The sequence below is a fragment of the Nonomuraea sp. NPDC048881 genome, assembly GCF_040649795.1.
Classification (GTDB): domain Bacteria; phylum Actinomycetota; class Actinomycetes; order Streptosporangiales; family Streptosporangiaceae; genus Nonomuraea.
Map to the genome: position 1 here is coordinate 194,117 of NZ_JBEZGC010000009.1, position 25,370 is coordinate 219,486.

The following is a 25,370-nucleotide window of genomic DNA, read 5'->3' on the forward strand; positions in this document are numbered from 1 at the left end:
TCCCATGGAACAGACAACTCGCCGTTCCGCCGCGGTGCGTGACGGCCTCGGTGTGGGTCTGGCCGTGGGGTTGTCCGGTCTCGCGTTCGGCGCGGCGGCGATCACCGCCGGGCTCAGCGTGCCCCAGGCGTGCGTGCTGAGCCTGCTGGCCTTCACCGGCGCCTCGCAGTTCGCGCTGGCCGGGGCGATCGGCGCGGGCGGCGACCTGACGGCCGCGGCCGCGGGCGCGCTGCTGCTCGGCGGCCGCAACACCCTCTACGGCCTGCGCCTGGCCGACCTGCTGAACGTCCGCGGCCCGCGCCGGCTGCTGGCCGCCCACGGCGTGATCGACGAGACCACCGCCGTCACGCTGGCCCAGCCGGACGAGCCGTCGGCGCGCACCGGCTTCCTCACCACCTTCGCCAGCCTGTACGTCGCCTGGAACCTCACCACCCTGGCCGGCGCGGTCGGCACGTCCTTCCTGGGCGACCCGCGGGTGCTCGGCCTCGACGCCGTGGGCCCGGCCACGTTCCTGGCCATCCTGTGGCCGCGACTGGCCGCCAGCGGGCGGCTGCGGGTGCTGGCGGTGGCCGGGGCGGCGGTCGCGCTGGCGGCCAGCCCGTTCTTCCCGCCGGGCGTGCCGGTGCTGCTGTCGGCGGTCGCGGTGCTGGTGGTGATGGTGCGATGACGGTCTGGTGGGCGATCGTCGCGGTCTGCCTCGGCTGCTACGCGCTCAAGCTGGCCGGGCTGGCCGCGCCGCGCCGGGTGCTGGACCATCCGGCGGTGCGCAGGTTCGCCGAACTGGTGCCCGTGGCGTTGCTGTCGGCCCTGATCGCGGTGCAGATGTTCACCGAGCAGGGCAGGCCCGCGTTCGACCCGGCACGGACGGCGGGGCTGGTGGCGGCCGTGGTCGCCCTGGTGCTGCGGGCGCCGTTCCTGGTGATCCTGGCGGCGGCGGCCGTCGTCACCGCGCTTGCCCGGATGTTTCTTGGGTAGTCGCCGTGCATGTCCGATTCTGCGGGGATGGTCGGTGGCCGCTACCGGCTGCTCAGGACGATCGGCCAGGGCGGTATGGGAACCGTGTGGCAGGCGCACGACGAGGTGCTCGGCCGTGACGTGGCCGTCAAGGAGGTGCTGCCACCACCGGATCTGAGCGGCCCTGAGCGCGAGGTGTTCGCCGTGCGCACGTTCCGCGAGGCGCGGGCGGCCGGCCGGGTGGCGCATCCGGGGGTGGCGGCCGTCTACGACGTGCTGGAGGAGGGCGGGCATCCGTGGATCGTCATGCAGCTCGTGCACTCCCGCACCCTGGGCGAGACCATCCGCGCCGACGGCCCGCTGCCGCCGACGAAGGTCGCCGCCATCGGGCTGCAACTGCTGGAGGCGCTGCGCGCCGCGCACGCGGCGGGCGTGCTCCATCGTGACGTCAAGCCCGACAACGTGCTGCTGACCGAGGACGGCCGGGCGGTGCTCACCGACTTCGGCATCGCCACCACCGAGGACGAGGCCCCCGTCACCAGGACCGGCATCCTCATCGGCACCCCCGCCTTCATGGCCCCCGAACGGGCGGCCGGCGGCCAGGCCAGGCCCGCCTCCGACCTGTGGTCGCTGGGCGTGACGCTGTACATGGCGGTCGAGGGCCACTCCCCCTTCCACCGGGACAACGCCCTGGCCACGCTCGGCGCGGTCATGCACGCCGAGCCGGAACCGCTGGCCCGCGCGGGCGTGCTCGCCCCCGTGCTGCTCGGGCTGCTGCGCAAGAACCCCGCGCAGCGCATGTCGCTGGAGGAGGCCGAGCAGCGGCTGAGACTGGTCCTGACCGGGGGGCCGCTGGAGCAGACCGGCCCGGTGCCGGTGCCCCCGATGGCCGTACGCCGCCCGCGCAGGATGCCGATCCTGGCCATCGCGGCGGGCGCGCTGCTGGTGGGCCTGGTCACCGGCGGCGCGGCCTGGTGGACGAAGCAGTCGGACCAGCCGGTGCAGGGCCGCGCCCCGACGATCCCGGCGGTCGTCACCCCGCCCGGCAGCGACGCCCCGACGGACCCGCCGACGACCACCGTCACCGACTCCGAGCCGCCCCCCGCGACCTCGCATCCCTCGCAGTCCGCGCGTCCCTCGCAGTCCGCCGCGCCCCGGCGCAGCGCCCCCTCGCCCACCAGCGGCGAACGGACCAGCACCCCCGCGAAGTCCCCGGCGAAGAAGCCGACGCCGACCAAGTCGGCGGCCCAGCGGGACGAGCAGGACAAGAAGAAGGACGACGCCCCCTCAAGGACCCCCGGCCAGATCGACCCGTCGCAGGACGGCGAGGAGTAGCGGCCGGCTCAGGTGTCGGCGGCGACGGCGTCGAGCGCCTTCTGCAGGTCCTCGGGGTAGTCGGTGCTGAAGGACATCCACTCGCCGGTGGCCGGGTGCTCGAAGCCGAGGGAGACCGCGTGCAGCCACTGCCGGGTGACGCCCAGCCGGGCCGCGAGCGTGGGGTCGGCGCCGTAGAGCATGTCGCCGACGCAGGGGTGGCGCAGGGCCGACATGTGCACGCGGATCTGGTGCGTACGCCCGGTCTCCAGCTTGATGTCCAGCAGCGAGGCCGCCCGGAACGCCTCGATCGTGTCGTAGTGGGTGACCGACGGCTTGCCGCCCGCGACCACGGCGAACTTGCCCTCGCCCGAGGGGTGGCGGTCGATGGGCGCGTCGACGGTGCCTCTGAACGGGTCGGGGTGGCCCTGCACCAGCGCGTGGTAGCGCTTGTCGACCGTGCGCTCCTTGAAGGCCCGCTTCAGCATCGAGTACGCGTGCTCGCTCTTGGCCACGACCATCGCGCCCGTGGTGTTGGCGTCGAGGCGGTGGACGATGCCCTGCCGCTCGGCCGCGCCGCTGGTGGCGATCGTGTGCCCGGCGCCGAGCAGGCCGCCGATCACTGTGGGGCCGGTCCAGCCGACGGTGGGATGGGCGGCCACCCCGATCGGCTTGTTGACCACGATGATGTCGTCGTCCTCGTAGACGATCGTCATGCCGGGCACCGGCTCGGCCACCGGCATCGGCGTGCTGACCGGGGGCGGCAGCGTCACCTCCAGCCAGGCGCCGGCGTGCACGCGGTCGGACTTGGCCGGCTGCCCGCCGTCGACCTGCACCTCGCCGGCGGCGATCAGCTCGGCCGCGCGGGTGCGCGAGAAGCCGAACAGCCGCGAGATCGCCGCGTCGACCCGCTCGCCCTCCAGCCCGTCGGGGACGGGCAGGCTCCGCCGCTCAGCCATCCTTGGGCTCCTTCCCGGTCTCCGCGGTGGTCCCCGCGGTGGTCTCCTCGGTGGTCTCGGTCTCCCTGGTGCCGTCGATCTGCACGTTGCGCCAGGCCAGCAGCACCGCCAGGATGCCGCCGCAGACGATCGCCGAGTCGGCGACGTTGAACACCGGGAAGTAGTCGATCACCGGGAAGTGCCCGGGCAGCACCTCGATGAAGTCCACGACGTGCCCCTGGAGCTGCGTGGACCGGCCGAACCCCGACGGGTAGCGCAGCAGCCTGTCGGTCAGGTTGCCGAGCGCCCCGCCGAGGAGCAGCCCGAGAGTGATCGCCCACGGCAGGCTGTGGAGCTTGCGCGCGGTGCGCACGATCGCCACCACCACGCCCGCCGCGATGAACGTGAACACGAACGTCATCCCCGTGCCGATGCTGAACGCCGCACCCGAGTTGAAGATCACCCGGAACTGCAGGACGTCCTGGAGGACGACGAGCGGCGCCTTGCCTTCGAGCGTTCGCAGCACGATCGTCTTGCTGATCAGGTCAGCCGCGTAGACGACGACCGCCAGCGAGGTGAGGATCGCGAGGAGACGTCCGCGTGGCCTGCCTAGCGGCGTTCCTCCTTCTGCTTGCAGGCCACGCACAGCGTCGCCCTCGGGAACGCCTGAAGACGTTCCTTGCCGATCGGCTTGTGGCACGATTCGCACACTCCATAGGTCCCTGCGTCGATCCTGGCGATCGCACGTTCGTTCTGCGCGACCAGATCGCGCGCATTCAGGGTAAGGGCGATCTCGCGTTCGCGCTCGTACGTCTTGGCGCCGGCGTCCGCCTGGTCGTCGCCCGCGCCCTGGGTGACGTCACCAGAGGCTATCTCCGACTCGTGGCGGAGGATGTCGGCCTCGAGCTCGTCGATCTCGGTCCGCAGCCTGCCGCGTACCTCGGCCAGCTCCTCTTCCGACCACATCGACGGTGTAGCGGTCTGCGTGACTGCCGCCATGGCTGCCTCCATGCTGATCAAGGCCGTGAATGGTGCGGGCAGCTTAGGATCCTCATAACGGAACGGCAAACGACCCGCCGGATGGTTTACCTCACCCGTACTATCCCGCCTCGCCCGTTCAACTCCTCCCCGGGGACGTCCATTCCCACAAATTTCCTCCTTGCGTACCAACGCCCCCGGCTGCGGGAGGAAACCTGGAAGTCTTCGGCTCCACTCTGCGTTATGGTTTGAGACTGCAAGGCGTTGATGGGGCCCCACCGCGAGCGATGCTGTGAGGGATATCACCCCGGAGCCGCCGGAAGAACGGCTCGGCAGAGCTCACTAGACCCGGCAGCAAGCGAATGAAGAGGGCCTCCCCGGAGGCCAAGAAGGGTGGTACCGCGGAGCCGCGAGGCTTCGTCCCTTCGCGCACGCCACAACCGGCCGACGACGCGTGGAGGTCCCGCCCGACATGTCTTCCCCATCATTCCGCTCTCTTCCCGCGCAGGTCGACCTGCCCGCGCTCGAGCGCGAGGTCCTCGACCGCTGGCGGGACGGGAAGATCTTCGAGCGCTCCGTCGAGCAGAACGCCGGCAACCCCGCCTGGGTGTTCTACGAGGGCCCGCCCACCGCCAACGGCCTGCCCGGCGTGCACCACGTCGAGGCCCGGGTGTTCAAGGACCTGTTCCCGCGCTACAAGTCGATGCGCGGCTTCAGCGTCCCGCGCAAGGCCGGCTGGGACTGCCACGGCCTGCCCGTCGAGGTCGGCATCGAGCGCGAGCTGGGCCTGACCGGCAAGAAGGACATCGAGGACTACGGCATCGCCGAGTTCAACGCCAAGTGCCGCGAGTCGGTGCTGCGGCACGTCGACGCGTTCGAGCAGATGACCGAGCGCATGGGTTACTGGATCGACCTGTCCCAGGCGTACCGGACGATGGACCCGTCCTACATCGAGTCGGTCTGGTGGTCGCTGAAGGTCGTCTTCGACAAGGGGCTGCTGTTCCGCGACTTCCGCATCACGCCGTACTGCCCGCGCTGCGGCACCGGCCTGTCCGACCACGAGCTGGGCCAGCCCGGCGGCTACGAGAACGTCTCCAGCCCGTCGGTCTACGTGCGCATGCCCGTGACGTCCGGGCCGCTGGCCGAGCTGGGCGCGGCGCTGCTGATCTGGACCACCACCCCCTGGACGCTGGTGTCCAACACGGCCGTCGCCGTGCACCCCGACGTCACCTACGTCGCGGCCAGGACCGCCGACGGCGAGGTGCTGGTGGTGGCCGAGCCGCTGCTGTCGGTCCTCGGCGAGGACGTCACCGAGGTGGCCCGCTGCACCGGCCGCGAGCTGGAGCGCACCCGCTACAGCCGCCCCTTCGACCTGGTCGACATCCCCGGCGCCCACTACGTCGTGCTCGGCGACTACGTCACCGTCGAGGACGGCACCGGCCTGGTCCACCAGGCCCCCGCCTTCGGCGCCGACGACATGGCCGTCATCAAGCGGTACGACATGCCGATCGTCAACCCGATCGGCCCCGACGGCCGGTTCCTCGACGACGTGCCCATGGTCGGCGGCCGCTTCTTCAAGGACGCCGACGAGGAGCTCACCGAGGACCTGCGCCGCCGCGGCCTGCTGTACCGGGGCACCCACTTCGAGCACGCCTACCCCCACTGCTGGCGCTGCCACACCGCGCTGCTGTACTACGCGCTCCCGTCCTGGTACATCCGCACCACCGCGGTCAAGGACCAGATGTTGTCGGAGAACGCCAACACCAACTGGTTCCCCGAGACCATCAAGTGGGGCCGGTTCGGCGAGTGGCTGCGCAACAACGTCGACTGGTCGCTGTCGCGCTCGCGCTACTGGGGCACGCCGCTGCCGCTGTGGGTGTGCTCGGCCGACGAGAGCCACGTCACCTGCGTCGGCTCGCTGGCCGAGCTGAGCACGCTGGCCGGCCAGGACGTCTCCGCGCTCGACCCGCACCGCCCGTACGTCGACGACGTGACCTTCGACTGCCCCTCCTGCGGCGAGCTCGCCACCCGCGTGCCCGACGTCATCGACGCCTGGTACGACTCGGGCTCGATGCCGTTCGCGCAGTGGGGCGAGCACGGCAAGCCGGAGGGCGTCTACCCCGCGCAGTTCATCTGCGAGGCCACCGACCAGACCCGCGGCTGGTTCTACTCGCTGATGGCGGTCGGCACGCTGGTCTTCGGCCAGTCCTCCTACGAGAACGTGCTCTGCCTCGGCCTCATCCTGGCCGAGGACGGCCGCAAGATGAGCAAGCACCTGGGCAACATCCTGGAGCCGATCCCGCTGATGGACCAGCACGGCGCCGACGCGCTGCGCTGGTTCATGGCCTGCTCCGGATCGCCGTGGGCGGCCCGCCGGGTGGGGCACAACGCCCTGGAGGAGATCGTCCGCAAGGTCCTGCTGACCCTGTGGAACACCTCCTCCTTCTTCACCCTGTACGCCAACGCCGAGTCCTGGAGCCCGTCCGAGCCCGCTCCGCCGGCCGCCGAGCGTCCGCTGCTGGACCGCTGGGTGCTGGCCGAGCTGCACCGGACGGTCGCCGAGGTCACCGCGTCCCTCGACGAGTACGACACCCAGCGCGCCGGCCGCCGCCTGGCCGACTTCCTCGACGACCTGTCCAACTGGTACGTCCGCCGCTCGCGCCGCCGCTTCTGGCAGGGTTCGCGCGAGGCGTTCGCCACCCTGTACGAGTGCCTGGAGACGGTCACCCGGCTGATGGCGCCGATCACGCCGTTCGTCACCGACTACCTCTGGGACGTGCTGCGCGCGCCCGGCGCGCCCTCCTCGGTCCACCTGACCAGCTGGCCGCAGGTGCGCCAGGACCTGCTCGATCCGGCGCTGTCGGACCAGATGGCCCTGGTCCGCCGGCTGGTCGAGCTGGGCCGCTCGGCCCGCGCCTCCTCCGGCGTGAAGACGCGGCAGCCGCTGCGCCGGGCGCTCGTGGGCGCGCACGGCTGGCCGTCGCTGCCCGCCGAGCTGCGGGGGCTGGTGGCGGACGAGCTGAACGTCCAGGCCCTTGAGGACATGTCCGGATTCGACGCCGATCTCGTGTCGTACACGGTGAAGCCGAACTTCCGGGCGCTCGGGAAGCGGTTCGGGTCGCGTACCAAGCTGGTGGCCGCCGCGGTGACCGCCGCCGACGCCACCCGCGTGGCCCGTACGCTGCGTGGCGGCACCCCCGTCATGATCGAGGCGGACGAGCTGGGCGAGATCATGCTCGGCCCCGACGAGGTGATCGTCACCGAGCAGCCGCGCGCGGGCTGGGCCGTGGAGACCGGCGCCATCGGCACCGGCACCGGCGAGACCGTCGCCCTCGACCTGGAGCTGTCCGACGAGCTGCGCCGCGCCGGCCTGCTGCGCGAGGTGATCCGGCTGGTCCAGGAGGCCCGCAAGTCCTCCGGCCTGTCGATCACCGACCGCATCGACCTGTGGTGGACGGCCTCCTCGCCCGATCTGGCCGCCGCGCTGCGCTCCGGCGGCGGCACGGTCGCCGACGAGGTCCTGGCCGCGTCCCTCACCGAGGGCGCCCAGAACGACCTCCCGGCCCACCACGACGAGGACCTGGGCCTGACGTTCCACCTCCGCCGCGCCTGACCCGGGCCGCGATCCGTCCACGCGGGGGCGCCACCGATCACCTCGGTGGCGCCCCCGCGCGCGTTCGCCTCCTCTCGCATTCCGAAGGGACCCAGTTCTGTGCCGACTCCGATCCGCCGCGTTTGCGCTCGGGTGTTCGTGGACGCGTCCACCGTCGACCTGACCGGCGAGGATCTCGTGACGGAGTTCGCGTGGGACATGACCGCGACGGGCCTGGTCCAGGCCGATCCCGACGGCGACGGCGCGCGCGTCGTGTGCGGCCAGGAGGTCGGCGACATCGTCGTCACCGCCGAACTGTGGGACGCCGCCCCGCCGTTGACCACCGACGGCTGGCAGGACGTCGCCGAGGTGTCCGTCGCCTGGCGATCGGCGTTCATGGACTTCGCGACGACGGGCGACGGCGAGAACCCCGCCCCACAGCTGGAACTGCCCGGCCCGGGCGACTACCGGCTGCGCGTCCACGGACGCAACCGCGACGACGGCGACCCCCGGGACGACGACGCCCCCATCGAGGAGTACCTGATCCAGGTGTGGCCCGCCCCGCGGGCCGGGCCCGTCACGGCCAAGTCCACCAGCAGGACGGCGGCCGCGTGGAGAGCCCGGTGAGCTCTGCCTGGTCGCGGGGGCGTTCGGGGTTTCCCGGCGTACCTCGTCCGGAGAAGTGCGGACATGACGCGAATCGACACGCCGTGGGGCCCTTGGGAGGCCGCGCCCCTGGAGGAGCTCGTCGCGCCGCTGCGCCGTGACCGGCTCGCCGTCCGGCGGCTCCTGACCGGCTGGGACGTGCACGCCGCGATCAGACCCGGCGCACCCTGGCGGTTCCAGCTCATGCTCGACGAGTCCGCCGAGGACGAGTGGACCCACCGCCGCGACCCGCGGATCCGCCGTCCCCTGACAACCCTGACAATCATGCGGGACGACCTCCGGCACCTCGCACTGGAGGTGCGGCTCCTCCACAAGTCCACGGCTCCCCGCCCCACCCCTGGTTCCTTCGCCTGCGCCACAGCCCCCACCCCTGACGCCCGCCCTGGCGGACGCCAGACGAGCGCGGAAGGCCCGCTGATGTGAACGGCCCTTGAGCCCGCCCCATGGAGATGGGCGTCCTTGAGCCCCGAAGGCCCGTCGGTCAATGCGCGGCGGGTCTGGGGCGGGTGGGGGTTACTTGGCCGTCTCGCGGTCGTGCTGGCACACCGGGCAGCTGGTCAGACCGGCGTCCTCGGCCTCGGGGATCGTCATGGTCTCCACGCCCGTCTCCCCCGCGCCCCTGATCAGCGGGCAGGTGGCGCTGTGGTAGCGACGGGTGCCGGTGATGACCTTGACCGTCCTTGGACGCCCGGCCGGACCGGACGTGCCGCCGGCCTCGCCCTTCGAGCCCTCACCCGTCTTGCCGGGCTTGGCGCCGGGCGTCTCGCCCTTCGCCGGGCTCTCCTTCGCCGGGCTCTCCTTCGCCGGGCTCTCCTTGCCGGTCGTGCCGGGCTCGGTGTCCTTGCTCCCGGTCTTCGGCGCCGGGGAGGCCGCCGCTGGACGGGCGGAAGGGGCCGGCGCAGCCCCAGAAGGCCGCTCGGACGCCCCGGAAGTCCCACCAGAGGGTTCCGGCTGGACCGGCAGCCCGGAGGCGGTCACACGAGGCTGCGGCGCCGTGTCCGGGTCGGACGCGTCCTCACCGTCATCGGCAGGCCGGTCGGCAGGCCGTGCGGGCCGGGCGGCGGGCCCGTCGGCGGGCCGGGCGGGCCGGTCAGTGGGCCCGTCGGCGGGCCGGGCGGCGGGCGACGGCCGGGCGGCCGATGACGGCTTGCCCGGCGCGCTCTCGACCGACTTGCCGGAACCAGCCGCGTCAGCGCCCGTCTGACCCGCAGCCGCCGCACCCGCACCCGCACCGGCCTTGGCCGCAGCCGCGCCCTTGGACGACCTGGCCGGAGCCTCACCCTCAGCCGACGGGCTCTCGGACGAGCCCTCGGCCGAACTCTTGGACGCCCCCGAAGCCGGCGCCCCCTTGGAGGCGGCGGCAGGGCGCGAAGGGGCGGCCGACGGGCCCTTGGCGTCGTCCGGCGAAGAGGGACGCGCGGGCCGCTCACGCTCAGACGGCGGCCGGAAGTAGGAAGTCTGGATCTCCCCCTGCTCGTCGTCCGGACCGACCTCGGAGTCAGGCGCGGCGGCGGGCGAGGAGGGGGACGTGGCCGGGTCGCTCGCCTGCGCGGCGGCGGCCGGACGGCCGAACCACCCGGTGGCGCCCTCCTCGCGGGGGGTGGCGGGCTCCGGGGTGGGGGTGGAAGCCTTCGTGTCGGGCTTCGGCGGTACGACCGGCGGGCGCAGGTCCCGGGTCTCCGCGGAGGTCTCGGCCCGGCTCTCCGCCACGGCGGAGGGGGTGGCACCGGGGCCGGGGACGACGACGGGCTCGGGGTCGGCGGCAGGCGGCAACTGCCGTCCGCCGAGCGCGGCGTCCGGAAGGCACGTGGTGCAGGGCGTGAAGCCCTCCTCGCGTGCCTCCTCGTAGGTGAGCTCCTCGTGATCCCGTCCGGCCAGCTGGCGGCAGCCCGGCACGTGGTATCTCTTGCGGCCCGGGATCACCAGCACGATCGCGTCCGGCGAGATGCCGCTCGCCGCGGGGCGGCGAGGCGCGGAGGCCGGAACGGCGGTCCGCTGAAGCGTCTGCGGGTGCGGATGCGGGTGGGGCTGTGGCCGCGGGTGCGGCTGGGGCCCGGCAGGACCGGTCTGGTTGTACGGCAGGCCGGGCGGCGGGAGCGGGGCCGGAGGGGTGGCCGGCGCAGCGGCCCGCCCACCACCGGGAAACAGCTCGTGACGCCGCAGCAACGCCCCGATCACCAGGAACAGCGCGGACAGCACGCTGACCACGATGGACCACATGATCAGGAACGGCTTAGCCAGTACGAAGCCCGCGATCAGCAACACGACCGCCGCGAGCACCAAACCAGCACTGATAAGGATCACAGGGGGCTCTTTCGAGTGACAGGTCCTAGTGACCCGTTACTTTACCGGCGGTCGTTGTGCGGACCGTCGCCGCCGGGGAAGGCGCCCTGCGGAGCCTCGCCGCCGAACGGGTTGGGGCCACCGGGAAGAGGCTGCTGGCCACCCTGGGGAACCGCGTGCGACATGGCGGGGGCCTGACCCTGCGGACCGGACATGACCGGGAACCCGCCGCTGCCCTCCGCGGAGACGTTGAGCTCGGCGAGCTGGTTCTCCAGGTAGAGCTTGAGGCGGCTGCGGTACTCGCGCTCGAAGCTGCGCAGCTCCTCGACCTTGCGCTCGAGCTCGTCGCGGGTCTGCACCAGCGAGCCCATCGCCTGGCGGTGGCGCTCCTGAGCGTCGCGCTCAAGCGTCTCGGCGCGGGCGCGGGCGTCGCCGATGACCTGCTCGGCCTGGCGGCGGGCCTTGGTGAGGATCTCGTCGGCCTCGCGGCGGGCGCGGGTCACCGTCTCGTCCGCCTCCCGGCGGGCGTCGGCGATCGCCTGGTCGGCGGTCTGCTGGGCGAGGGCCAGCACGCGGGCCGCGGTGTCCATGTTGTCCTCGGCGGGAGGCATGCTCATGGCCACGGGCTGCGGCTCGGGGGCTCGCATCGGCTGCGGCTCGGGGGCCCGCATGGGCTCCGGCTGCGGCGGCGCCATCATCTCCGGCTTCGGCTGCTCCTGGACGGGCGCGGAGGCCATGGGCATGCCCATGCCGCCCGGCACCTTCCCACGCAGGCACTCGGCCAGTTTGGCGCGTAGCTCCTCGTTCTCTTGGATCAGGCGGTCGAGCTCAGCCTCCACCTCGTCGAGGAAGGCATCGACCTCCTCCTCGTCGTAGCCCGGCCGCAGCCGGGTGGTACTGAACTGCTTGTTCCGCACATCAGCGGGCGTCAGCGGCATTTTTTGGTCTCCTTGGCGCGCTTGGAGTCTGTCCGGAGGGACGGTGAACCCGAATCACTTCAGCGCGGACACGAGTTGGATCACGACCGGCCACCCCACCAGCCCGCCTCACCGGCCGCCCAGTGACCCAGCGATCTGGATCAAGATCAGAACGACGATGAACAGGACAGTGAAGCTTAGGTCAAAGGCCACCGTACCCAACCGGAGCGGGGGAATGAAACGGCGGAGGAACTTGAGAGGTGGGTCTGTCGCGGTGTACGTGGCCTCCGCCAGCACCAGCACGACCCCGGAAGGCCGCCACTGCCGGGCGAACGCCTGCACCGTCTCAAAGATCATCCTGCCGATGAGCAGTACCAAATACAGAGACAGGACTACGACCAAGATCCCACTCACGATCTCCACGGCCCGGCCGCGCCTCCACTTCTGGTGTGCCCTCCCGGCCGCGCGTGGACCCGGTTGGGTGCGATGGACATACAGAGACTCTAACTCTGGTTGAAGAACCCGCGTTCCGCGATTCGGGCCTTGTCCTCGGCGGTCACCTCGACATTGGCAGGGGACAACAGGAACACCTTGTTGGTAACACGTTCAATGCTTCCATGTAGGCCGAAGACCAGACCTGCCGCGAAATCCACGAGCCGCTTCGCGTCGCTGTCAACCATTTCGGTCAGATTCATGATGACCGGGGTGCCGTCGCGGAAGTGCTCTCCGATGGTTCGGGCCTCGTTGTAGGTCCGGGGATGGAGGGTCGTGATGCGCGCCAGGTCGGTCGTGCGGCGCTCCAGGATCGTCGTGGCGGGCCTGGGCGCGGGGACCGCGGAGTCGGCCTCCTCGTCGCGGTCCTGGACCGCCACGGGCCGTTCCTCGCCGGGCCGCTGGACATCGTCGTCGTAGGCGTACTCGTCGGTGTAGGTCTCGTACCTCTCGTAGCGGTCGTCCTCCACGAGACCGAGGTAGACCGCCATCTTGCGCATCGCGCCGGCCATCGCTACGTCGTCCTCCTGCTCATGGTCGCACTGGCTCGGACCCGTCGCCGGGGCCGAGGCGGCAGCCGTACCCCCTTGGAGCTCACCGCGGATCGACCTCTACTTGATCATGGGCCTGAAGACCCACTTGAGGGGACATTACCTGACGAAGGGCCTGCGACGACCGAGCAACGCCGTACCGATCCGCACGTGTGTCGCACCGTACGCGACCGCCTCGTCGAGGTCCTGGCTCATGCCCGCGGAGACCATCGTGGCCCGCGGATGCTGCTCCTGGACGCGGGTCGCGACCTCGCGCAGCACGGCGAAGGCGCGGGCGGGCTCCACCCCCAGCGGGGCGACCGCCATGACGCCGCCCAGCCACACGCCGTCGGCCAGCGCCACCTCGTCGGCCAGCGCGAGCACGTCGGCGGGCCGGGCGCCGCCCCTGGAGGGGTCGTCGTCGAGCGCCACCTGGATCAGGCAGCCGACCTTGCGGCCCTGCCGCACGGCCTCCTTGCTGATCGCCTCCAGCAGCCGGAGGCGGTCGAGCGAGTGGATCACGTCGGCGTACCCGACGACGGACCGCACCTTGTTGGTCTGCAGCTGGCCGACGAAGTGCCAGGTCAGCGGCAGGCCGGCCAGCTCGTGCGCCTTGGGCGCGGCCTCCTGGTCGCGGTTCTCGCCGACGTCGCGCACACCCAGCTCGCACAGGATGCGCACGTCGTCGGCCGGTCTGGTCTTGGTGACCGCGATCAGGGTGACCTCGCCGCGGTCGCGGCCCACCGCGTGGCAGGCCGCGCCGATGCGGTCCTCGATCTCGGTGAGACCGGCCGCGATCTCGTCCCTCCGCACGTCTGTCTCCCTCTCCCTGCCTCCATCGCCCCGCAGTTCGGCCTGTACGCCGTACGCCACGATGGCCCCCTTTCCGTGCCGCGGGTCGGATCCCGGCACACACGACGGCGCCGCTCCCGTACGCCTGCGGGGAGCGGCGGTGGGTGGTGAGCTACTTGAGGAAGTCGGGGACGTCGAGCTCCTCCTCCTGCTCCTCGAAGATCACCCGAGGACGTTTGGGAGGCTCCGACATGCGGGAGGTGATGGGCGTGGGCGGGTTGGCCGGTTCTGGCGTGGGCCTCGGGATGGAGACCGGGGCCTGCGGCTCGTCGTCGCCGAGGGCGGCGACGGGCTCGGCGGGCTGGACCGACTCCACCGGCCGCACCGGCTCGGGACGCGGCTCCGGCCGGGGCTCAGGGCGCGGCTCCGGCCTGAACTCGCGCGACTCCGGGCGAGGCTCGGGGCGCGACTCGGGCCTGAACTCCTGCCTGGGCTCGGGCCTGAACTCCTGGCGCGGCTCCGGCCTGAACTCCTGGCGGGGCTCCGACCGGAGCTCGGCACGCGGCTCTGGACGCGGCTCGGGCCTCGGCTCAGGGCGCGGCGCGGGCGGCTCGGACTTCACGCTGGGCGACGCCGGCACACCGGGCCGCAGGGCCGAGGACGACACCGGCGCAGCGGGCTGCGCGGCGGGCCGGGCGGCCGGCCTGGGCAGCGGCTTCTCGGCCGGCGGCGGCACGTCGTCGAAGCCCGCCGCGATCACGGTGACCCGCACCTCGTCGCCGAGGGCGTCGTCGATGACCGTGCCGAAGATGATGTTGGCGTCGGGCGCGGCGGCCATCGAGACGAGCTGGGCCGCCTCGTTGATCTCGAACAGGCCGAGGTCGGAGCCGCCCGCGATCGACAGCAGCACGCCGTGGGCGCCGTCGATGCTCGCCTCCAGCAGCGGGCTGGAGACCGCCATCTCGGCGGCGGCGACCGACCGGTCGTCGCCGCGCGCGTGGCCGATGCCCATGAGCGCCGAGCCCGCGCCCGACATGACCGACTTGACGTCGGCGAAGTCGAGGTTGATCAGGCCGGGCGTGGTGATCAGGTCGGTGATGCCCTGGACACCGGACAGCAGCACCTGGTCGGCCGCCTTGAACGCGTCGAGCACGCTCACCTGGCGGTCGGAGATCGACAGCAGCCGGTCGTTGGGGATCACGATGAGGGTGTCGACCTCGTCGCGCAGTGTCTCTATGCCGGCCTCGGCCTGCGAGGCGCGACGCCGCCCCTCGAAGCTGAAGGGCCGGGTCACCACGCCGATCGTCAGCGCGCCGAGCGACCGGGCGATGTTGGCCACGACCGGCGCGCCGCCGGTGCCCGTGCCACCGCCCTCGCCGGCCGTGACGAAGACCATGTCGGCCCCCTTGAGGACCTCCTCGATCTCCTCACGGTGGTCTTCGGCCGCCTTGCGCCCCACGTCGGGGTTGGCTCCGGCGCCCAGTCCGCGCGTGAGCTCGCGGCCCACGTCGAGTTTCACATCGGCGTCACTCATCAGCAGCGCCTGGGCGTCGGTGTTTATGGCGATGAACTCGACGCCCTTGAGTCCCTCCTCGATCATCCGGTTGACGGCGTTCACTCCGCCGCCGCCAATGCCGACGACCTTGATGACCGCGAGGTAGTTCTGCGGTGCTGCCACGACGAGGGGCCTTTCCGCTCGTTGACTTGCCATTTCGGTGCGGATCGTCTCCGCTTTTTCTCAGTTTTCGTAACTCTCAACCTCAGGTTGAGATTTAGATTTATGTCAACCTGAGGATTGATACGGACAGTAGGAGGCCCCTACCAGGCGGGTCAACTAACCGCGCCGCAAGCACGTCCGGCGTGTCGCGGGCTGTCCGATTCGCTCCGGAGTCGCGCCTGGTCGGGGCCTTCCTCTGCCGAAGCTCCGATCTACAGGCTCTCACGCCGCGACCCCCACCTCGCACAGGCACGCGATGCCCTTGCCACGGAGTTGCCAGACCCTGACACTCGTGATCACTTCAAGGTGACGACGTCGGGAGAGCTGACGTCGTACAGGGTGGCCTTGCGGCTCAGGAGCGAGACCAGGATGCGGCCTTTCTCCTGCGGCCTGTCGGCCCCGCCCCACAGGACGGTACGGCCGTCGGACAGCTCCAGCGTCACGCCCTCGGCCGAGGCGGCGCGCACCTGCCGGACCTTGCCCGCCACCACCGGCGGCAACGCCTGGACGACCTGGAGCGCCGCCATGGTGGCCGGGTCGCCCGCGGCCGGCCGGTCGACCTTGAGCAACGGCAGCATGAACGGCGACGTGTCCTTGACCTCGATCACCACGCCCTGCTTGTCGACCACCGCGAACCGGCCGCCCGCGGGGATCACCGCGACCGGCTCGCGCTCGACCACCTCGATCCTGAGCGTGCCCGGCCACACCCGGTCGACCTTCGCCGTCGCGAGCTGCCGGATGCCGAGCACGCGCGCCTGGACGTCGGCCAGGTCGACCGTGGCCAGCGGATGCAGGTCGGGGACGGCGGCCTGCTGCTCGATGTGCTCGCTGGTCACTGTGAGATTTCCCACGATCTCGATCGACCGCACGCCCAGCACCGGCGAGAAGAACACCAGCCAGGCGGCCGAGCCGACCACCCCCGCCGTCAACAGCACCAGGAACGCGTTACGCGCCTTCATCGCCCTCCTCGCACGCCGGCTTCGAACGTACGCCGCCGGGCCGCCCGGCGCCCGCCCGCCACGCCCGTACGGCTCAGGACAGGCGCGCCACGAGCTGCGGCCCGAGCTCCGTCACGTCGCCCGCCCCCATCGTGAGCACGATGTCACCCGGCCGCGCCCGCCCGGCCACCAGGTCCGGCACCGCCGCCCGGTCGGGGGCGTAGGCCACCCGCTCGGCGGGCAGCGGCACGCGCCCGGCCACCATCGCGCCGGACACGCCCGGCTCGGGATCCTCCCGCGCGCCGTAGACGTCGAGGACGATGACCTCGTCGGCCAGCCCGAGGGCGGCGCCGAACTCGTCGGCGAAGAACCGGGTGCGCGAGTACAGGTGGGGCTGGAAGATCGCGATGACCCGGCCGGTGCCCGAGTAGGAGGCCACGACGTCGCGCGCGGCCCGCAGGTCGGCGGCCAGCTCGGTCGGGTGGTGGGCGTAGCTGTCGAACACCGCGACGCCGCCCGCCTCGCCCTTGGCCTCGAAGCGCCGCTTGGCCCCCGTGAAGGCCGCCAGGCCGTCTCTGATGTCCTCGAACGCCAGCCCCAGCTCGTCGGCCACGGCGATGGCGGCGGTGGCGTTGAGGGCGTTGTGCGCCCCGGGGACGGCCAGCCGCACGTCTCCCCTGCCCTCGATGGAGAACACCGTGCCGAACCCGTCGGGACGCACGCCGGTCACCCGGTAGTCCTCGCCCCGCTCGCCGTAGGTCCTGACCCGCAGCCCGCGCTCGCGCGCCCGCCCGACCAGCTCGGCGGCGCCCGGGTCGTCGGCGCAGACGATGAGCAGCGAGCCCACCCGGTCGGCGAAGCGGGCGAAGCTGTCGTGCACCGCGCGCGGGTCGCCGTAGTTGTCGAGGTGGTCGGCCTCGACGTTGGTCACCACGGCGATGTCGGGGGCCAGCATGAGGAAGGAGCCGTCGCTCTCGTCGGCCTCGGCCACGAACACCCGGCCCGCGCCCTCGTCGGCGCCCAGCCCGGTGGTGACGAGCTGGCCGCCCACGCAGTAGGACGGCTCGGCGCCGCACTTCTGCAGCGCCACGGTGAGCATGGAGGTGGTGGTGGTCTTGCCGTGGGTGCCGGCGATGGCCACGCCGGTGCGGCCGGCCATCACCGAGGCCAGCGCGGCGGCCCGCGGGATGATCCGCAGGCCCTGCTTGAGCGCCTCGCCCAGCTCGGGGTTGGAGTCGCGGATGGCGGTGGATACGACCACGGTGTCGACGTCCCTGATGTGCGAGGCGGCGTGCCCGATGTGCACGGTCGCGCCCAGTTCGCGCAGCTCGGTCACCAGCTCGGAGCTGCGCGCGTCGCTTCCGGTGACGCGGACGCCGCGCTTGAGCAGGATGCGGGCGATGCCCGACATGCCCGCGCCGCCGATGCCGATGAAGTGCACGCGGCCGAGGTCTTCGACGGCTACGGGATCGACCAGCTTGACGAGACTCATCGGGCTATCTCCAACACTTTCCTGGCAAGCATGATATCGGCGTCCTTGCGCCCCAGCCGGGAGGCGGCCTCCGACATGACGGCGACCCGTTCGGGGTCGTGGAGCATGGGCAGCACGTTCTGGATGATCCAATCGGGTGACAGGTCGGAGTCGTTGACCATCAGGCCGCCGCCGCCGCGCACGACGCGCTCGGCGTTGACGGTCTGCTCGCCGTTGCCGTGCGGCAGCGGCACGTACGCGGCCGGCAGCCCCACGGCCGTCAGCTCGGCGCAGGTCAGGGCCCCGCTGCGGCACAGCGCGACGTCGGCGGCGGCGTAGGCGAGGTCCATGCGGTCGACGTAGGGCAGCAGCACGTACTGGGGGTCGCCGGGCGGCGGCTCGTGCTCGACGGTGTTGTTCAGCCCGAGCACGTGGAGCACCTGGATGCCGGCCCGGCGCAGCACCGGCGCGGCGGCCAGCGCGGCCTGGTTGAGCGACCTGGCGCCCTGCGAGCCGCCGAACACCAGCAGCGTGGGCCGGTCGTTCTCCAGCCCGAACCAGGAGCGTGCCTTGTCGCCGGTGGACAGCCGGTCGAGCGTGACGATCTCGCGGCGCAGCGGGGTGCCGATGAACTCGGCCTTGGGCAGCGCGGCGTCGGGGAAGCCGGTGAAGACGTGGTCGGTCAGCCGGGCGCCCAGCCGGTTGGCCAGGCCGGGACGGGGATTGGCCTCGTGGACGACGATCGGCAGGCCCTTGCGCTTGGCCGCCAGGTAGGCGGGCGTGGCGACGTAGCCGCCGAACCCGACCAGGATGTCGGCGCCGACCCGGTCGAGGACGCCCGACACGGCGTTGATCGCCCCGGCCAGCCGGCCCGGCACGGTCAGCAGGCTCGGGGTGATCGCCCTGGGCAGCGGCACGGCCGGCACCAGTTCGAGATCGTAGCCCCTGGCGGGCACGAGCCGCGTCTCCAGGCCGCGCTCGGTGCCCACGCAGGTGATGCCGACGCTCCGGTCAAGATGGCGCAGCGCGTCCGCAAGGGCGAGCGCGGGCTCGATGTGCCCGGCCGTCCCCCCACCGGCGAGGACCACCCTCATCTCGGTCACTCCCTAACGTCTCACTCGGCCTCTGGACGTACCCCCCAGGCCAAGCCAGCTTAGGCCCCGTGCGGCGGGTCCGGGGCCACGCGCGGCCAAGGCTTCGCGCGCGCCGGGCTCGCGTTTGGCGAACGACAGCAGGATGCCCAGCGCGGCGAGCGTGGGGAGCAGGGACGACCCGCCGTAGGAGACCAGCGGCAGCGGGATGCCGGTGATGGGCAGGACGCCGAGCACCGCGCCCATGTTGACGGCCGCCTGCCCGACGATCCAGGCCACCATGGCGGCCGCCGCCAGGCGGACGAAGCCGTCGTTGACCCGGACCGCGACCCGCAGCCCCGCGTAGCCGAGCAGGCCGAACAGCGCCACCACCATCAGCGTGCCCATCAGCCCGAGCTCCTCGCCGAGGATGGCGAAGATGAAGTCGCTCTCGCCGTGGGGCAGCCAGCTCCACTTCTGGCGGCTGCTGCCCAGGCCGAGCCCGAACCAGCCGCCCGAGCCCATCGCGATCTGCCCCTGCACGGCCTGGTAGCCGGCGCCCTGGGCGTCGGCCCACGGGTCGAGGAAGGCCCCGATGCGCTTCATCCGGTACGGCTCCACCTTGATCATGATGACCGCGGCCAGCACCGCCAGCGCCAGGATGCCGCCGAACAGCTTGATCGGCGCCCCCACCACCCACAGCAGCGCCAGGAAGATCATGAAGAGCACGAGGGTGGTGCCGAGGTCGCGGCCGAGCAGGACCATGACGACCAGGATCGCGGTGCCGGGCATGAGCGGGATCAGCATCTGCCGCCACTCGATCCGGCCCTGCCTGGCCCGTCTGGCCAGCAGGTCGGCCCCCCACAGCACGAGCGCCAGCTTGGCCGGCTCGGACGGCTGGAGGGTGAACGGGCCGAGGTAGATCCACCGCTGCGCGCCCAGCTCGGACTCGCCGATGAACAGCACCATGACCAGCGCCAGCACCGCCAGCGCCATGAGCGGGTAGCCCGCCCAGCGGAAGAACTTCGGCGGCAGGCGCGAGCAGGCGTACATCACGGGCACGCCGACGCCGGCCGACAACGACTGCTTGATGAACCACGAGAACGGGTTGCCGGTCTTCTGCTGGGCCTCGATCGCGGAGGCCGACAACACCATCATGAGCCCGAGCGCGAGCAGCAGCGCGCTGCACATGATGATCAGGTAGTAGGTCGTCAGCGGCTTGTCGAGCAGTTCCTTCAGCACGGCGCGCTGCTCGCGGACCCAGCTCGCCGGGCCCTCCTGGGCCTTGGACCGGGCGGGCTCGCCGGCGGCCGGACGGGCGCCGGCGGTGCCGGTGCTACTGCTCACGCCGCCGCCTCAGCTCGTGGACGGCACGGGCGAAGGCCTCCCCTCGTGCCGGATAGCCGGGGAACATGTCGAGCGAGGCGCCCGCTGGGGAGAGCAGCACGGTGTCCCCGGGGGAGGCCAGCCGCGCGGCTTCGGTGACGACGGTGTCCATCACACCAGTGTCTTGGCCCGGGATGTCCACGACGGGGACATTCGGCGCGTGTCGCGCGAGTGCTTCGGCGATCGCCGCGCGGTCGGCGCCCAGCAGCACCGCGCCGCGCAGCCGGGGCGCGGCCCGCCGGACCAGGTCGTCGACGTCGGCGCCCTTGAGCTGACCGCCCGCCACCCACACGATCGACGGGTAGGCGCTCAGCGCGGCCGCGGCGGCGTGCGGGTTGGTGGCCTTGGAGTCGTCGACGTAGTCGACGTCGCCGACCCGGTCGACGTGGGACAGGCGGTGGGGGTCGGGCTTGAAGGCGCGCAGGCCCAGCCGTACGGCCTCGGACGGCACGCCGAGCGAGCGGGCCAGGGCGGCGGCGGCCAGGGCGTTGGCGACGTTGTGGGGGGCCAACGGCCGGATGTCGGCGAACGTGGCCAGCTCTTCCGCCGCCTCGACCGGGTCCGCCACGAACGCCCGGTCGACCAGCAGGTCTTCGACCACGCCGATCTGGCCGCTGCGCGGCGCCCGCAGCGTGAAGCCGACGGCGCCCTGGTAGGGCTCGGCCAGGCGGGCGCACTCGGGGTCGTCGGCGTTGTAGATCACGGTGCCGGCGCGTTCGTAGATACGGCCCTTGGCGGCGGCGTACTCGGCCATGGAGCCGTGCCAGTCGAGGTGGTCGGGGGCGATGTTCAGGATCGCCGCGGCGTGCGGGGCCAGGGTGCTGGACCAGTGGAGCTGGAAGCTGGACAGCTCGACGGCCAGGGCGTCGTACGGCTCGGCGACGGCGTGGACGACCGGGACGCCCACGTTCCCCACGGCCAGGGCGTCGAGCCCGGCGGCCTGGAGGATCGAGGTGAGCATGCGCACGGCCGTGGTCTTGCCGTTGGTGCCGGTCAGCGCGAGCCAGGGGGCGGCGTGCGGCGGGCGCAGCCGCCAGGCCAGCTCCACCTCGCCGACGACCTCGACGCCGGCCGCCAGCGCGGCGGCGACCAGCGGGTGGTGCGGGGCCCAGCCGGTGGTGACGAGCCTGGTCGTGCCCTCGGGCAGCACCATCTCGCCGAACCTGGTCTCGACTCCGGCGCGGGCCAGCTCGGCCGCGGCGGCCAGCTGCCGCTCACCCTCCACGGCCTCCACGACCACGACCCGCTCGCCGCGTCCGGCCAGCGCCCCGGCCACCGCGGTGCCGGAGACGCCGAGCCCGGCCACGCACGTCAACGTCATGGCTTGGGCATCCACTCGACGTAGAACAGCCCGAGCCCGAGCGCCGCGCAGAGCCCGGCGATGAGCCAGAACCGCACCACGATCGTGGTCTCGGCCCAGCCCTTCAGCTCGAAGTGGTGCTGCAGCGGCGCCATCCTGAACACCCGTTTCCCGGTCATCTTGAAGAACCCGACCTGGATGATGACGGACGCCGTGATGATCACGCACAGCCCGGCCAGGATGATCAGCAGGAGCTGCGTGCGGGTGGCGATGGCCAGGCCGGCCAGCACGCCGCCCAGGGCCAGCGAGCCGGTGTCGCCCATGAAGATCTTCGCCGGCGGGGCGTTCCACCACAGGAACCCGACCAGCGCCCCCAGCACGGCCGCGGCCACCACCGACAGGTCGAGCGGGTCGCGCACCCAGTAGCAGTTGGGCCCGAGCTGGTCGATGCAGTTGTTGCGGAGCTGCCAGTTGCCGATCAGCACGTACGCGCCGAGCACGACGCCGGTCGCGCCGCTGGCCAGGCCGTCGAGGCCGTCGGTGAGGTTCACGGCGTTGGAGAAGCCGACGATCATGAACAGCACCCAGATGGTGAAGCCGACGATGCCGATCGAGGGGCCGATGTCGCGCAGGAACGACAGCCGGGTCTCGGCGGGGGTGATGCCGTAGACGTTGGGCTGGCGGGTGATCAGCACGGCGAACACGGCGCCGACGACGAGCTGGCCGAGGGCCTTGGCGCCGCTGCGCAGGCCCAGGCTGCGCTGCTTGTAGATCTTGATGAAGTCGTCGAGGAAGCCGACCGCGCCGAGGCCGGTCATCAGGAACAGCACGAGCATGCCCGACACCGTCGGCGGCGACAGCGTGGCCAGGTGGGAGCCGCCGTAGGCCAGCAGCGCGGCCAGCACGAACACGATGCCGCCCATGGTGGGGGTGCCGCGCTTGCCCAGGTGGGCCTGCACTCCCTCCTCGCGGATCTCCTGGCCGTAGCCGCGCCGCGAGAACAGCCTGATCGCCAAGGGGGTCCCCAGCATCGACAGGACGAGGCCCACCGCGCCGGCGATGACGATGTTGATCACTGAGCGGCACCTCCGAGAAGGAGCTCCGCCGTGCGTTCCAGGCCCATCGCGCGGGGGCCCTTGACGAGCACCGCGTCGCCGGGGCGCAGCAGGCCGGCCAGTGCGGCCGCCGCTGCCTCGGCATCTGGGACATGTACGATCCGGGTCATCTGGGGAGCATATGGCCCTCCGCCACCTGGCGGTCCCGCGGCGGCCGAGGCCGCCTCGTTCGCGCCCTCCAGCACCGGGCCGGCGTCGGGACCGACGACGACCAGGCCCGTCAGGCCCGAAGCGCCCGCCAGCCGCCCCAGTTCGGCGTTGAGCGCCGCGCTCTCCTCGCCCAGCTCGCGCAGCGCCGCGATGACCGCGAACCGCCGCCGCTCCTGGCCCATCACGCCGAACATGTCGAACGCGGCCCGCATCGAGTCGGGGTTGGCGTTGTAGGCGTCGTTGACCACCGTGACGCCGTCGGGCCGGTCGGTGACCTCCATGCGCCAGCGGCTGCGCGGCGTGGCCTCCGAGAGCTCCTCGGCGATCGTGGCGACCGGCAGGCCGAGCTCGTAGGCCGCGGCGGCGGCGGCCAAGGCGTTCTCCACGGCGTGGGCGCCGTAGAGCTGGAGCGTGACCGGCGCGGCCCCGGACGGCGTGCGCAACGTGAACGAGGCCCGCCCGCGCCCGTCGACCGTCTCCTGCTCGGCCCTGATGGCCGCGCCCTCGCCGCGCCCGAAGTACGTGACGCGCGCGTCGGTGCGCGAGGCCATCTGCGACACCAGCGGGTCGTCGGCGTTGAGCACCGCCACCCCGGTGCGCGGCAGCGCCTCCACCAGCTCGCCCTTGGCCTTGGCGATGGCCTCCTTGCCGCCGAACACGCCGAGGTGCGCGGTGCCGACGTTGAGCACGACGCCGATCGCCGGCGGGGCGATGCGGGTGAGGTCCTTGATGTGGCCGATGTTGCGGGCGGCCAGTTCGAGCACCATGAACCGGGTGTCGACGTCGGCGCGCAGCACGGTCAGCGGGTGGCCCAGCTCGTTGTTGAAGCTGCCGACGGGCGCGATGGTCGGGCCCATCCGGCCGGCCAGCCTGGCCAGCAGGTCTTTGGTGCTGGTCTTGCCCGCCGAGCCGGTCACGCCGATCACGGTGGCCTGCGGCAGCGCGGCGGCCTGCGCGGCGGCCAGCTCCGCCAGCGCGACCGCGGCGTCGGGGACGATCACCGCCGGCGCGTCGACCGGCCTGGAGGCCAGGACGGCGACCGCTCCGGCCCGGATCGCCTGCGCGGCGTAGTCGTGGCCGTCGACCCGCTCGCCGGCGAGGGCGACGAACAGCGATCCCGGCTCCACCGCGCGTGAGTCGATCACTACGGGCCCGCGCACGACGGCGCGGGGGTCTGCCATGCCCGACAGGGCGCCCGAGGTTATCTCGGCGATCCTGGCCAGCGGCAACGGGATCATCGGTGCTTCCTGCTTTCCTTGCGTGCGTCGATCGCTTCGGCGACCACTTCGCGGTCGTCGAACGGGATCACTTCGCCAGAGACGTACTGGCCCTGCTCGTGACCCTTGCCCGCGACGACGATCACGTCGCCGTGGCTGGCCCGGCCGACGGCCAGGTCGATCGCGGCCGCGCGGTCGGGCTCAATGATCACATGGGCGCGGTCGCGGGGCGGAACGCCGAGCGCTCCCTCCATCATCGCGGCCAGGATGGCGAGCGGATCCTCCGAGCGCGGGTTGTCGTTGGTGAAAATCGCCACATCGGCCAGCCGGGCGGCGATCTCGCCCATGATCGGGCGTTTGCCGGTGTCGCGGTCGCCGCCGCAGCCCAGCACGATCGTCAGCGTGCCCGCGGTCACCTCACGCAGCGAGCGCAGCACCGACTCCACGGCGCCCGGCTTGTGGGAGTAGTCCACGAGCGCCTGGAACTCCTCCTCGGCGGAGGTGATGCGCTGCATGCGACCGGGCACCCCGGTGAGGCTGCCCACGCCGTGCACGGCGGTCTGGAGCGGCACCCCCGACTCCACCAGGCAGACGATCGCGCCGAGCGCGTTGGCGACGTTGAAGGGGCCGGGCAGCGAGATCTGCGCGTCGGCCTCGACCCCGCCGGGACCGGCCACCCGGAACGCGCTGCCGTCGGCGCCGAGCCGGACCTCCAGCGCCCGCCACTCCGCCTCCGGGTCGCCGAGCGCCGAGAACGTGGTCATCGGCACCTTGGCCCGGTGCAGCAGCTCCCGGCCGTGCGGGTCGTCGATGTTGGTCACGCCGACGCGGCTCAGCTCGGGCTGGAACAGCCTGGCCTTGGTGGCGAAGTAGTCCTCGAAGTCCTTGTGGAAGTCGAGGTGGTCCTGGGAGAGGTTGGTGAACAGCGCGACGTCGTAGAAGATGCCGTCGACCCGGCCGAGCGCCAGCGCGTGGCTGGAGACCTCCATGGTGGCCGCGGTGACCCCCTGCTCGCGCATCAGCGCGAACAGGGCGTGCAGCTGCGGGGCCTCCGGCGTGGTCAGCGTGGGCTCGAAGCGGAGGTCTCCGGCGGCGATCTCGACGCCGCCGACCAGGCCCGTCGTGTGGCCGGCCGCCCGCAGGCCGGCCTCCACCATGAAGGTGGTGGTGGACTTGCCGCTCGTGCCGGTCACCCCGATGACCTGGACGTCGTGGGCCGGCTGGCCGTAGACCCAGGAGGAGACCTGCCCGAGCAGCGCGCGCGGATCGGGCACGATCAGCACCGGCAGGCCGGTGGCCACGGCGGCCTCCCGCCCGGCCGGGTCGGTGAGGACGGCCACGGCTCCGCGCGCCATCGCCTCTGCGGCGAAGGTCGCGCCGTGCACGCGGTTGCCCGGCAGCGCCACGTAGAGATCGCCGCGCTGCACGGCGCGGGAATCGATGGTGACGCCGGTCAGGGCGGCATGGGGCGACCTCGACGTGCCGGAATCGGCGTCGAGCATGGTCGCGAGCCCGGTCAGCGGACGGGGCGGGCTGGTCTTGGGACGCAT

At 72.3% G+C, this 25,370-nt stretch carries 23 protein-coding genes; 6 read left to right on the plus strand and 17 right to left on the minus strand.

Annotated elements, in window-relative coordinates:
- Positions 1-4 precede the first annotated feature (4 nt).
- Genes AB0C33_RS30500 through AB0C33_RS30510 form a run of 3 tightly spaced genes read left to right on the plus strand, consistent with a single transcriptional unit; the run spans position 5 to position 2,289 of the window.
- Complete coding sequence (locus AB0C33_RS30500) at positions 5-667, plus strand: AzlC family ABC transporter permease (protein WP_357968077.1); 663 nt, start codon at positions 5-7, stop codon at positions 665-667.
- Positions 664-975, plus strand: coding sequence for an AzlD domain-containing protein (locus AB0C33_RS30505; RefSeq protein ID WP_358293921.1), 312 nt, complete (start codon positions 664-666; stop codon positions 973-975). Before AB0C33_RS30500 ends, AB0C33_RS30505 begins: the two co-directional genes overlap by 4 nt.
- A 9-nt stretch (positions 976-984) precedes the next feature.
- Positions 985-2,289, plus strand: coding sequence for a protein kinase (locus AB0C33_RS30510; protein WP_358293922.1), 1,305 nt, complete (start codon positions 985-987; stop codon positions 2,287-2,289).
- An 8-nt stretch (positions 2,290-2,297) separates the two neighbouring features.
- Here the strand turns inward: AB0C33_RS30510 and AB0C33_RS30515 are convergent, their stop codons facing one another.
- From AB0C33_RS30515 to AB0C33_RS30525, 3 genes are read right to left on the minus strand one after another with little or no spacing between them, the layout of a single operon-like run.
- Positions 2,298-3,227 carry an RluA family pseudouridine synthase gene (locus tag AB0C33_RS30515; protein WP_358293923.1) on the minus strand — a complete coding sequence of 310 codons (930 nt, stop codon included), beginning with the start codon at positions 3,225-3,227 and terminating at the stop codon, positions 2,298-2,300.
- Positions 3,220-3,852 (minus strand): signal peptidase II, encoded by a 633-nt coding sequence (gene lspA / locus AB0C33_RS30520; RefSeq protein WP_358293924.1) that lies wholly within the window; start codon positions 3,850-3,852, stop codon positions 3,220-3,222. The genes AB0C33_RS30515 and lspA overlap by 8 nt, the downstream gene beginning before the upstream one ends.
- Positions 3,816-4,205: a TraR/DksA C4-type zinc finger protein gene (locus AB0C33_RS30525; protein WP_357705396.1), complete on the minus strand. Its 390-nt coding sequence runs from the start codon at positions 4,203-4,205 to the stop codon at positions 3,816-3,818. The genes lspA and AB0C33_RS30525 overlap by 37 nt, the downstream gene beginning before the upstream one ends.
- 451 nt (positions 4,206-4,656) lie before the next feature.
- On the opposite strand from AB0C33_RS30525, the gene ileS reads away from it, so the two are divergent.
- The 3 genes from ileS to AB0C33_RS30540 all read left to right on the plus strand — a co-directional run bounded on the left by ileS (position 4,657) and on the right by AB0C33_RS30540 (position 8,865).
- On the plus strand, positions 4,657-7,797 hold the full coding sequence (gene ileS, locus AB0C33_RS30530; protein WP_358293926.1) for an isoleucine--tRNA ligase: 3,141 nt from the start codon (positions 4,657-4,659) through the stop codon (positions 7,795-7,797).
- 138 nt (positions 7,798-7,935) lie between these two features.
- Entirely contained in the window at positions 7,936-8,403 is a 468-nt protein-coding gene (locus AB0C33_RS30535) for a hypothetical protein (RefSeq protein WP_358293928.1), read from the plus strand.
- Positions 8,404-8,466: 63 nt separating this feature from the next.
- Complete coding sequence (locus AB0C33_RS30540) at positions 8,467-8,865, plus strand: hypothetical protein (RefSeq protein ID WP_358293929.1); 399 nt, start codon at positions 8,467-8,469, stop codon at positions 8,863-8,865.
- 90 nt (positions 8,866-8,955) lie between these two features.
- Here AB0C33_RS30540 and AB0C33_RS30545 read toward each other — a convergent pair whose 3' ends face one another.
- From AB0C33_RS30545 to AB0C33_RS30610, 14 genes are all read right to left on the minus strand, one after another.
- Positions 8,956-10,746: a hypothetical protein gene (locus tag AB0C33_RS30545; RefSeq protein ID WP_358293931.1), complete on the minus strand. Its 1,791-nt coding sequence runs from the start codon at positions 10,744-10,746 to the stop codon at positions 8,956-8,958.
- Between the two features lie 41 nt (positions 10,747-10,787).
- A complete protein-coding gene (locus AB0C33_RS30550) occupies positions 10,788-11,663 on the minus strand; it encodes a DivIVA domain-containing protein (RefSeq protein WP_352325076.1) in 876 nt (291 codons plus the stop codon).
- Between the two features lie 108 nt (positions 11,664-11,771).
- Positions 11,772-12,065 carry a YggT family protein gene (locus AB0C33_RS30555; RefSeq protein WP_125630468.1) on the minus strand — a complete coding sequence of 98 codons (294 nt, stop codon included), beginning with the start codon at positions 12,063-12,065 and terminating at the stop codon, positions 11,772-11,774.
- 80 nt (positions 12,066-12,145) lie between these two features.
- Positions 12,146-12,646 carry a cell division protein SepF gene (gene sepF / locus AB0C33_RS30560; protein WP_358293933.1) on the minus strand — a complete coding sequence of 167 codons (501 nt, stop codon included), beginning with the start codon at positions 12,644-12,646 and terminating at the stop codon, positions 12,146-12,148.
- Positions 12,647-12,784: 138 nt separating this feature from the next.
- Positions 12,785-13,477, minus strand: coding sequence for a YggS family pyridoxal phosphate-dependent enzyme (locus tag AB0C33_RS30565; RefSeq protein WP_352358431.1), 693 nt, complete (start codon positions 13,475-13,477; stop codon positions 12,785-12,787).
- A gap of 151 nt (positions 13,478-13,628) precedes the next feature.
- The gene (gene ftsZ / locus AB0C33_RS30570) at positions 13,629-15,134 is read right to left on the minus strand and encodes a cell division protein FtsZ (RefSeq protein ID WP_358293934.1); all 1,506 of its coding nucleotides are present in this window, start codon (positions 15,132-15,134) and stop codon (positions 13,629-13,631) included.
- 335 nt (positions 15,135-15,469) lie between these two features.
- Positions 15,470-16,132, minus strand: coding sequence for an FtsQ-type POTRA domain-containing protein (locus tag AB0C33_RS30575; RefSeq protein ID WP_358293935.1), 663 nt, complete (start codon positions 16,130-16,132; stop codon positions 15,470-15,472).
- 73 nt (positions 16,133-16,205) lie between these two features.
- Positions 16,206-17,603 (minus strand): UDP-N-acetylmuramate--L-alanine ligase, encoded by a 1,398-nt coding sequence (gene murC / locus AB0C33_RS30580; protein ID WP_358293937.1) that lies wholly within the window; start codon positions 17,601-17,603, stop codon positions 16,206-16,208.
- Positions 17,600-18,676, minus strand: a complete 1,077-nt coding sequence (gene murG, locus AB0C33_RS30585) for an undecaprenyldiphospho-muramoylpentapeptide beta-N-acetylglucosaminyltransferase (RefSeq protein ID WP_358293938.1) — start codon at positions 18,674-18,676, stop codon at positions 17,600-17,602. The genes murC and murG overlap by 4 nt, the downstream gene beginning before the upstream one ends.
- Positions 18,677-18,688: 12 nt before the next feature.
- The gene (ftsW, locus tag AB0C33_RS30590) at positions 18,689-19,999 is read right to left on the minus strand and encodes a putative lipid II flippase FtsW (RefSeq protein WP_358293940.1); all 1,311 of its coding nucleotides are present in this window, start codon (positions 19,997-19,999) and stop codon (positions 18,689-18,691) included.
- On the minus strand, positions 19,989-21,359 hold the full coding sequence (murD, locus tag AB0C33_RS30595) for a UDP-N-acetylmuramoyl-L-alanine--D-glutamate ligase (protein ID WP_358293942.1): 1,371 nt from the start codon (positions 21,357-21,359) through the stop codon (positions 19,989-19,991). Before murD ends, ftsW begins: the two co-directional genes overlap by 11 nt.
- Positions 21,356-22,414, minus strand: coding sequence for a phospho-N-acetylmuramoyl-pentapeptide-transferase (gene mraY / locus AB0C33_RS30600; RefSeq protein ID WP_352325068.1), 1,059 nt, complete (start codon positions 22,412-22,414; stop codon positions 21,356-21,358). The genes murD and mraY overlap by 4 nt, the downstream gene beginning before the upstream one ends.
- A complete protein-coding gene (murF, locus tag AB0C33_RS30605; RefSeq protein WP_358293943.1) occupies positions 22,411-23,841 on the minus strand; it encodes a UDP-N-acetylmuramoyl-tripeptide--D-alanyl-D-alanine ligase in 1,431 nt (476 codons plus the stop codon). Before murF ends, mraY begins: the two co-directional genes overlap by 4 nt.
- Positions 23,838-25,370: a UDP-N-acetylmuramoyl-L-alanyl-D-glutamate--2,6-diaminopimelate ligase gene (locus AB0C33_RS30610; RefSeq protein WP_358294297.1), complete on the minus strand. Its 1,533-nt coding sequence runs from the start codon at positions 25,368-25,370 to the stop codon at positions 23,838-23,840. Before AB0C33_RS30610 ends, murF begins: the two co-directional genes overlap by 4 nt.

Bases quoted from the DNA above. Each gene is read 5' to 3' on its own strand.
- AB0C33_RS30575 (WP_358293935.1), bottom strand. From the start codon at position 16,132: ATGAAGGCGCGTAACGCGTTCCTGGTGCTGTTGACGGCGGGGGTGGTC.
- AB0C33_RS30550 (WP_352325076.1), bottom strand. From the start codon at position 11,663: ATGCCGCTGACGCCCGCTGATGTGCGGAACAAGCAGTTCAGTACCACC.
- AB0C33_RS30505 (WP_358293921.1), top strand. From the start codon at position 664: ATGACGGTCTGGTGGGCGATCGTCGCGGTCTGCCTCGGCTGCTACGCG.
- ileS (WP_358293926.1), top strand. From the start codon at position 4,657: ATGTCTTCCCCATCATTCCGCTCTCTTCCCGCGCAGGTCGACCTGCCC.
- sepF (WP_358293933.1), bottom strand. From the start codon at position 12,646: ATGGCCGGCGCGATGCGCAAGATGGCGGTCTACCTCGGTCTCGTGGAG.
- murD (WP_358293942.1), bottom strand. From the start codon at position 21,359: ATGACGTTGACGTGCGTGGCCGGGCTCGGCGTCTCCGGCACCGCGGTG.
- AB0C33_RS30500 (WP_357968077.1), top strand. From the start codon at position 5: ATGGAACAGACAACTCGCCGTTCCGCCGCGGTGCGTGACGGCCTCGGT.
- AB0C33_RS30540 (WP_358293929.1), top strand. From the start codon at position 8,467: ATGACGCGAATCGACACGCCGTGGGGCCCTTGGGAGGCCGCGCCCCTG.
- AB0C33_RS30510 (WP_358293922.1), top strand. From the start codon at position 985: ATGTCCGATTCTGCGGGGATGGTCGGTGGCCGCTACCGGCTGCTCAGG.
- murF (WP_358293943.1), bottom strand. From the start codon at position 23,841: ATGATCCCGTTGCCGCTGGCCAGGATCGCCGAGATAACCTCGGGCGCC.
- AB0C33_RS30515 (WP_358293923.1), bottom strand. From the start codon at position 3,227: ATGGCTGAGCGGCGGAGCCTGCCCGTCCCCGACGGGCTGGAGGGCGAG.
- AB0C33_RS30525 (WP_357705396.1), bottom strand. From the start codon at position 4,205: ATGGCGGCAGTCACGCAGACCGCTACACCGTCGATGTGGTCGGAAGAG.
- AB0C33_RS30610 (WP_358294297.1), bottom strand. From the start codon at position 25,370: ATGCGTCCCAAGACCAGCCCGCCCCGTCCGCTGACCGGGCTCGCGACC.
- murC (WP_358293937.1), bottom strand. From the start codon at position 17,603: ATGAGTCTCGTCAAGCTGGTCGATCCCGTAGCCGTCGAAGACCTCGGC.
- murG (WP_358293938.1), bottom strand. From the start codon at position 18,676: ATGAGGGTGGTCCTCGCCGGTGGGGGGACGGCCGGGCACATCGAGCCC.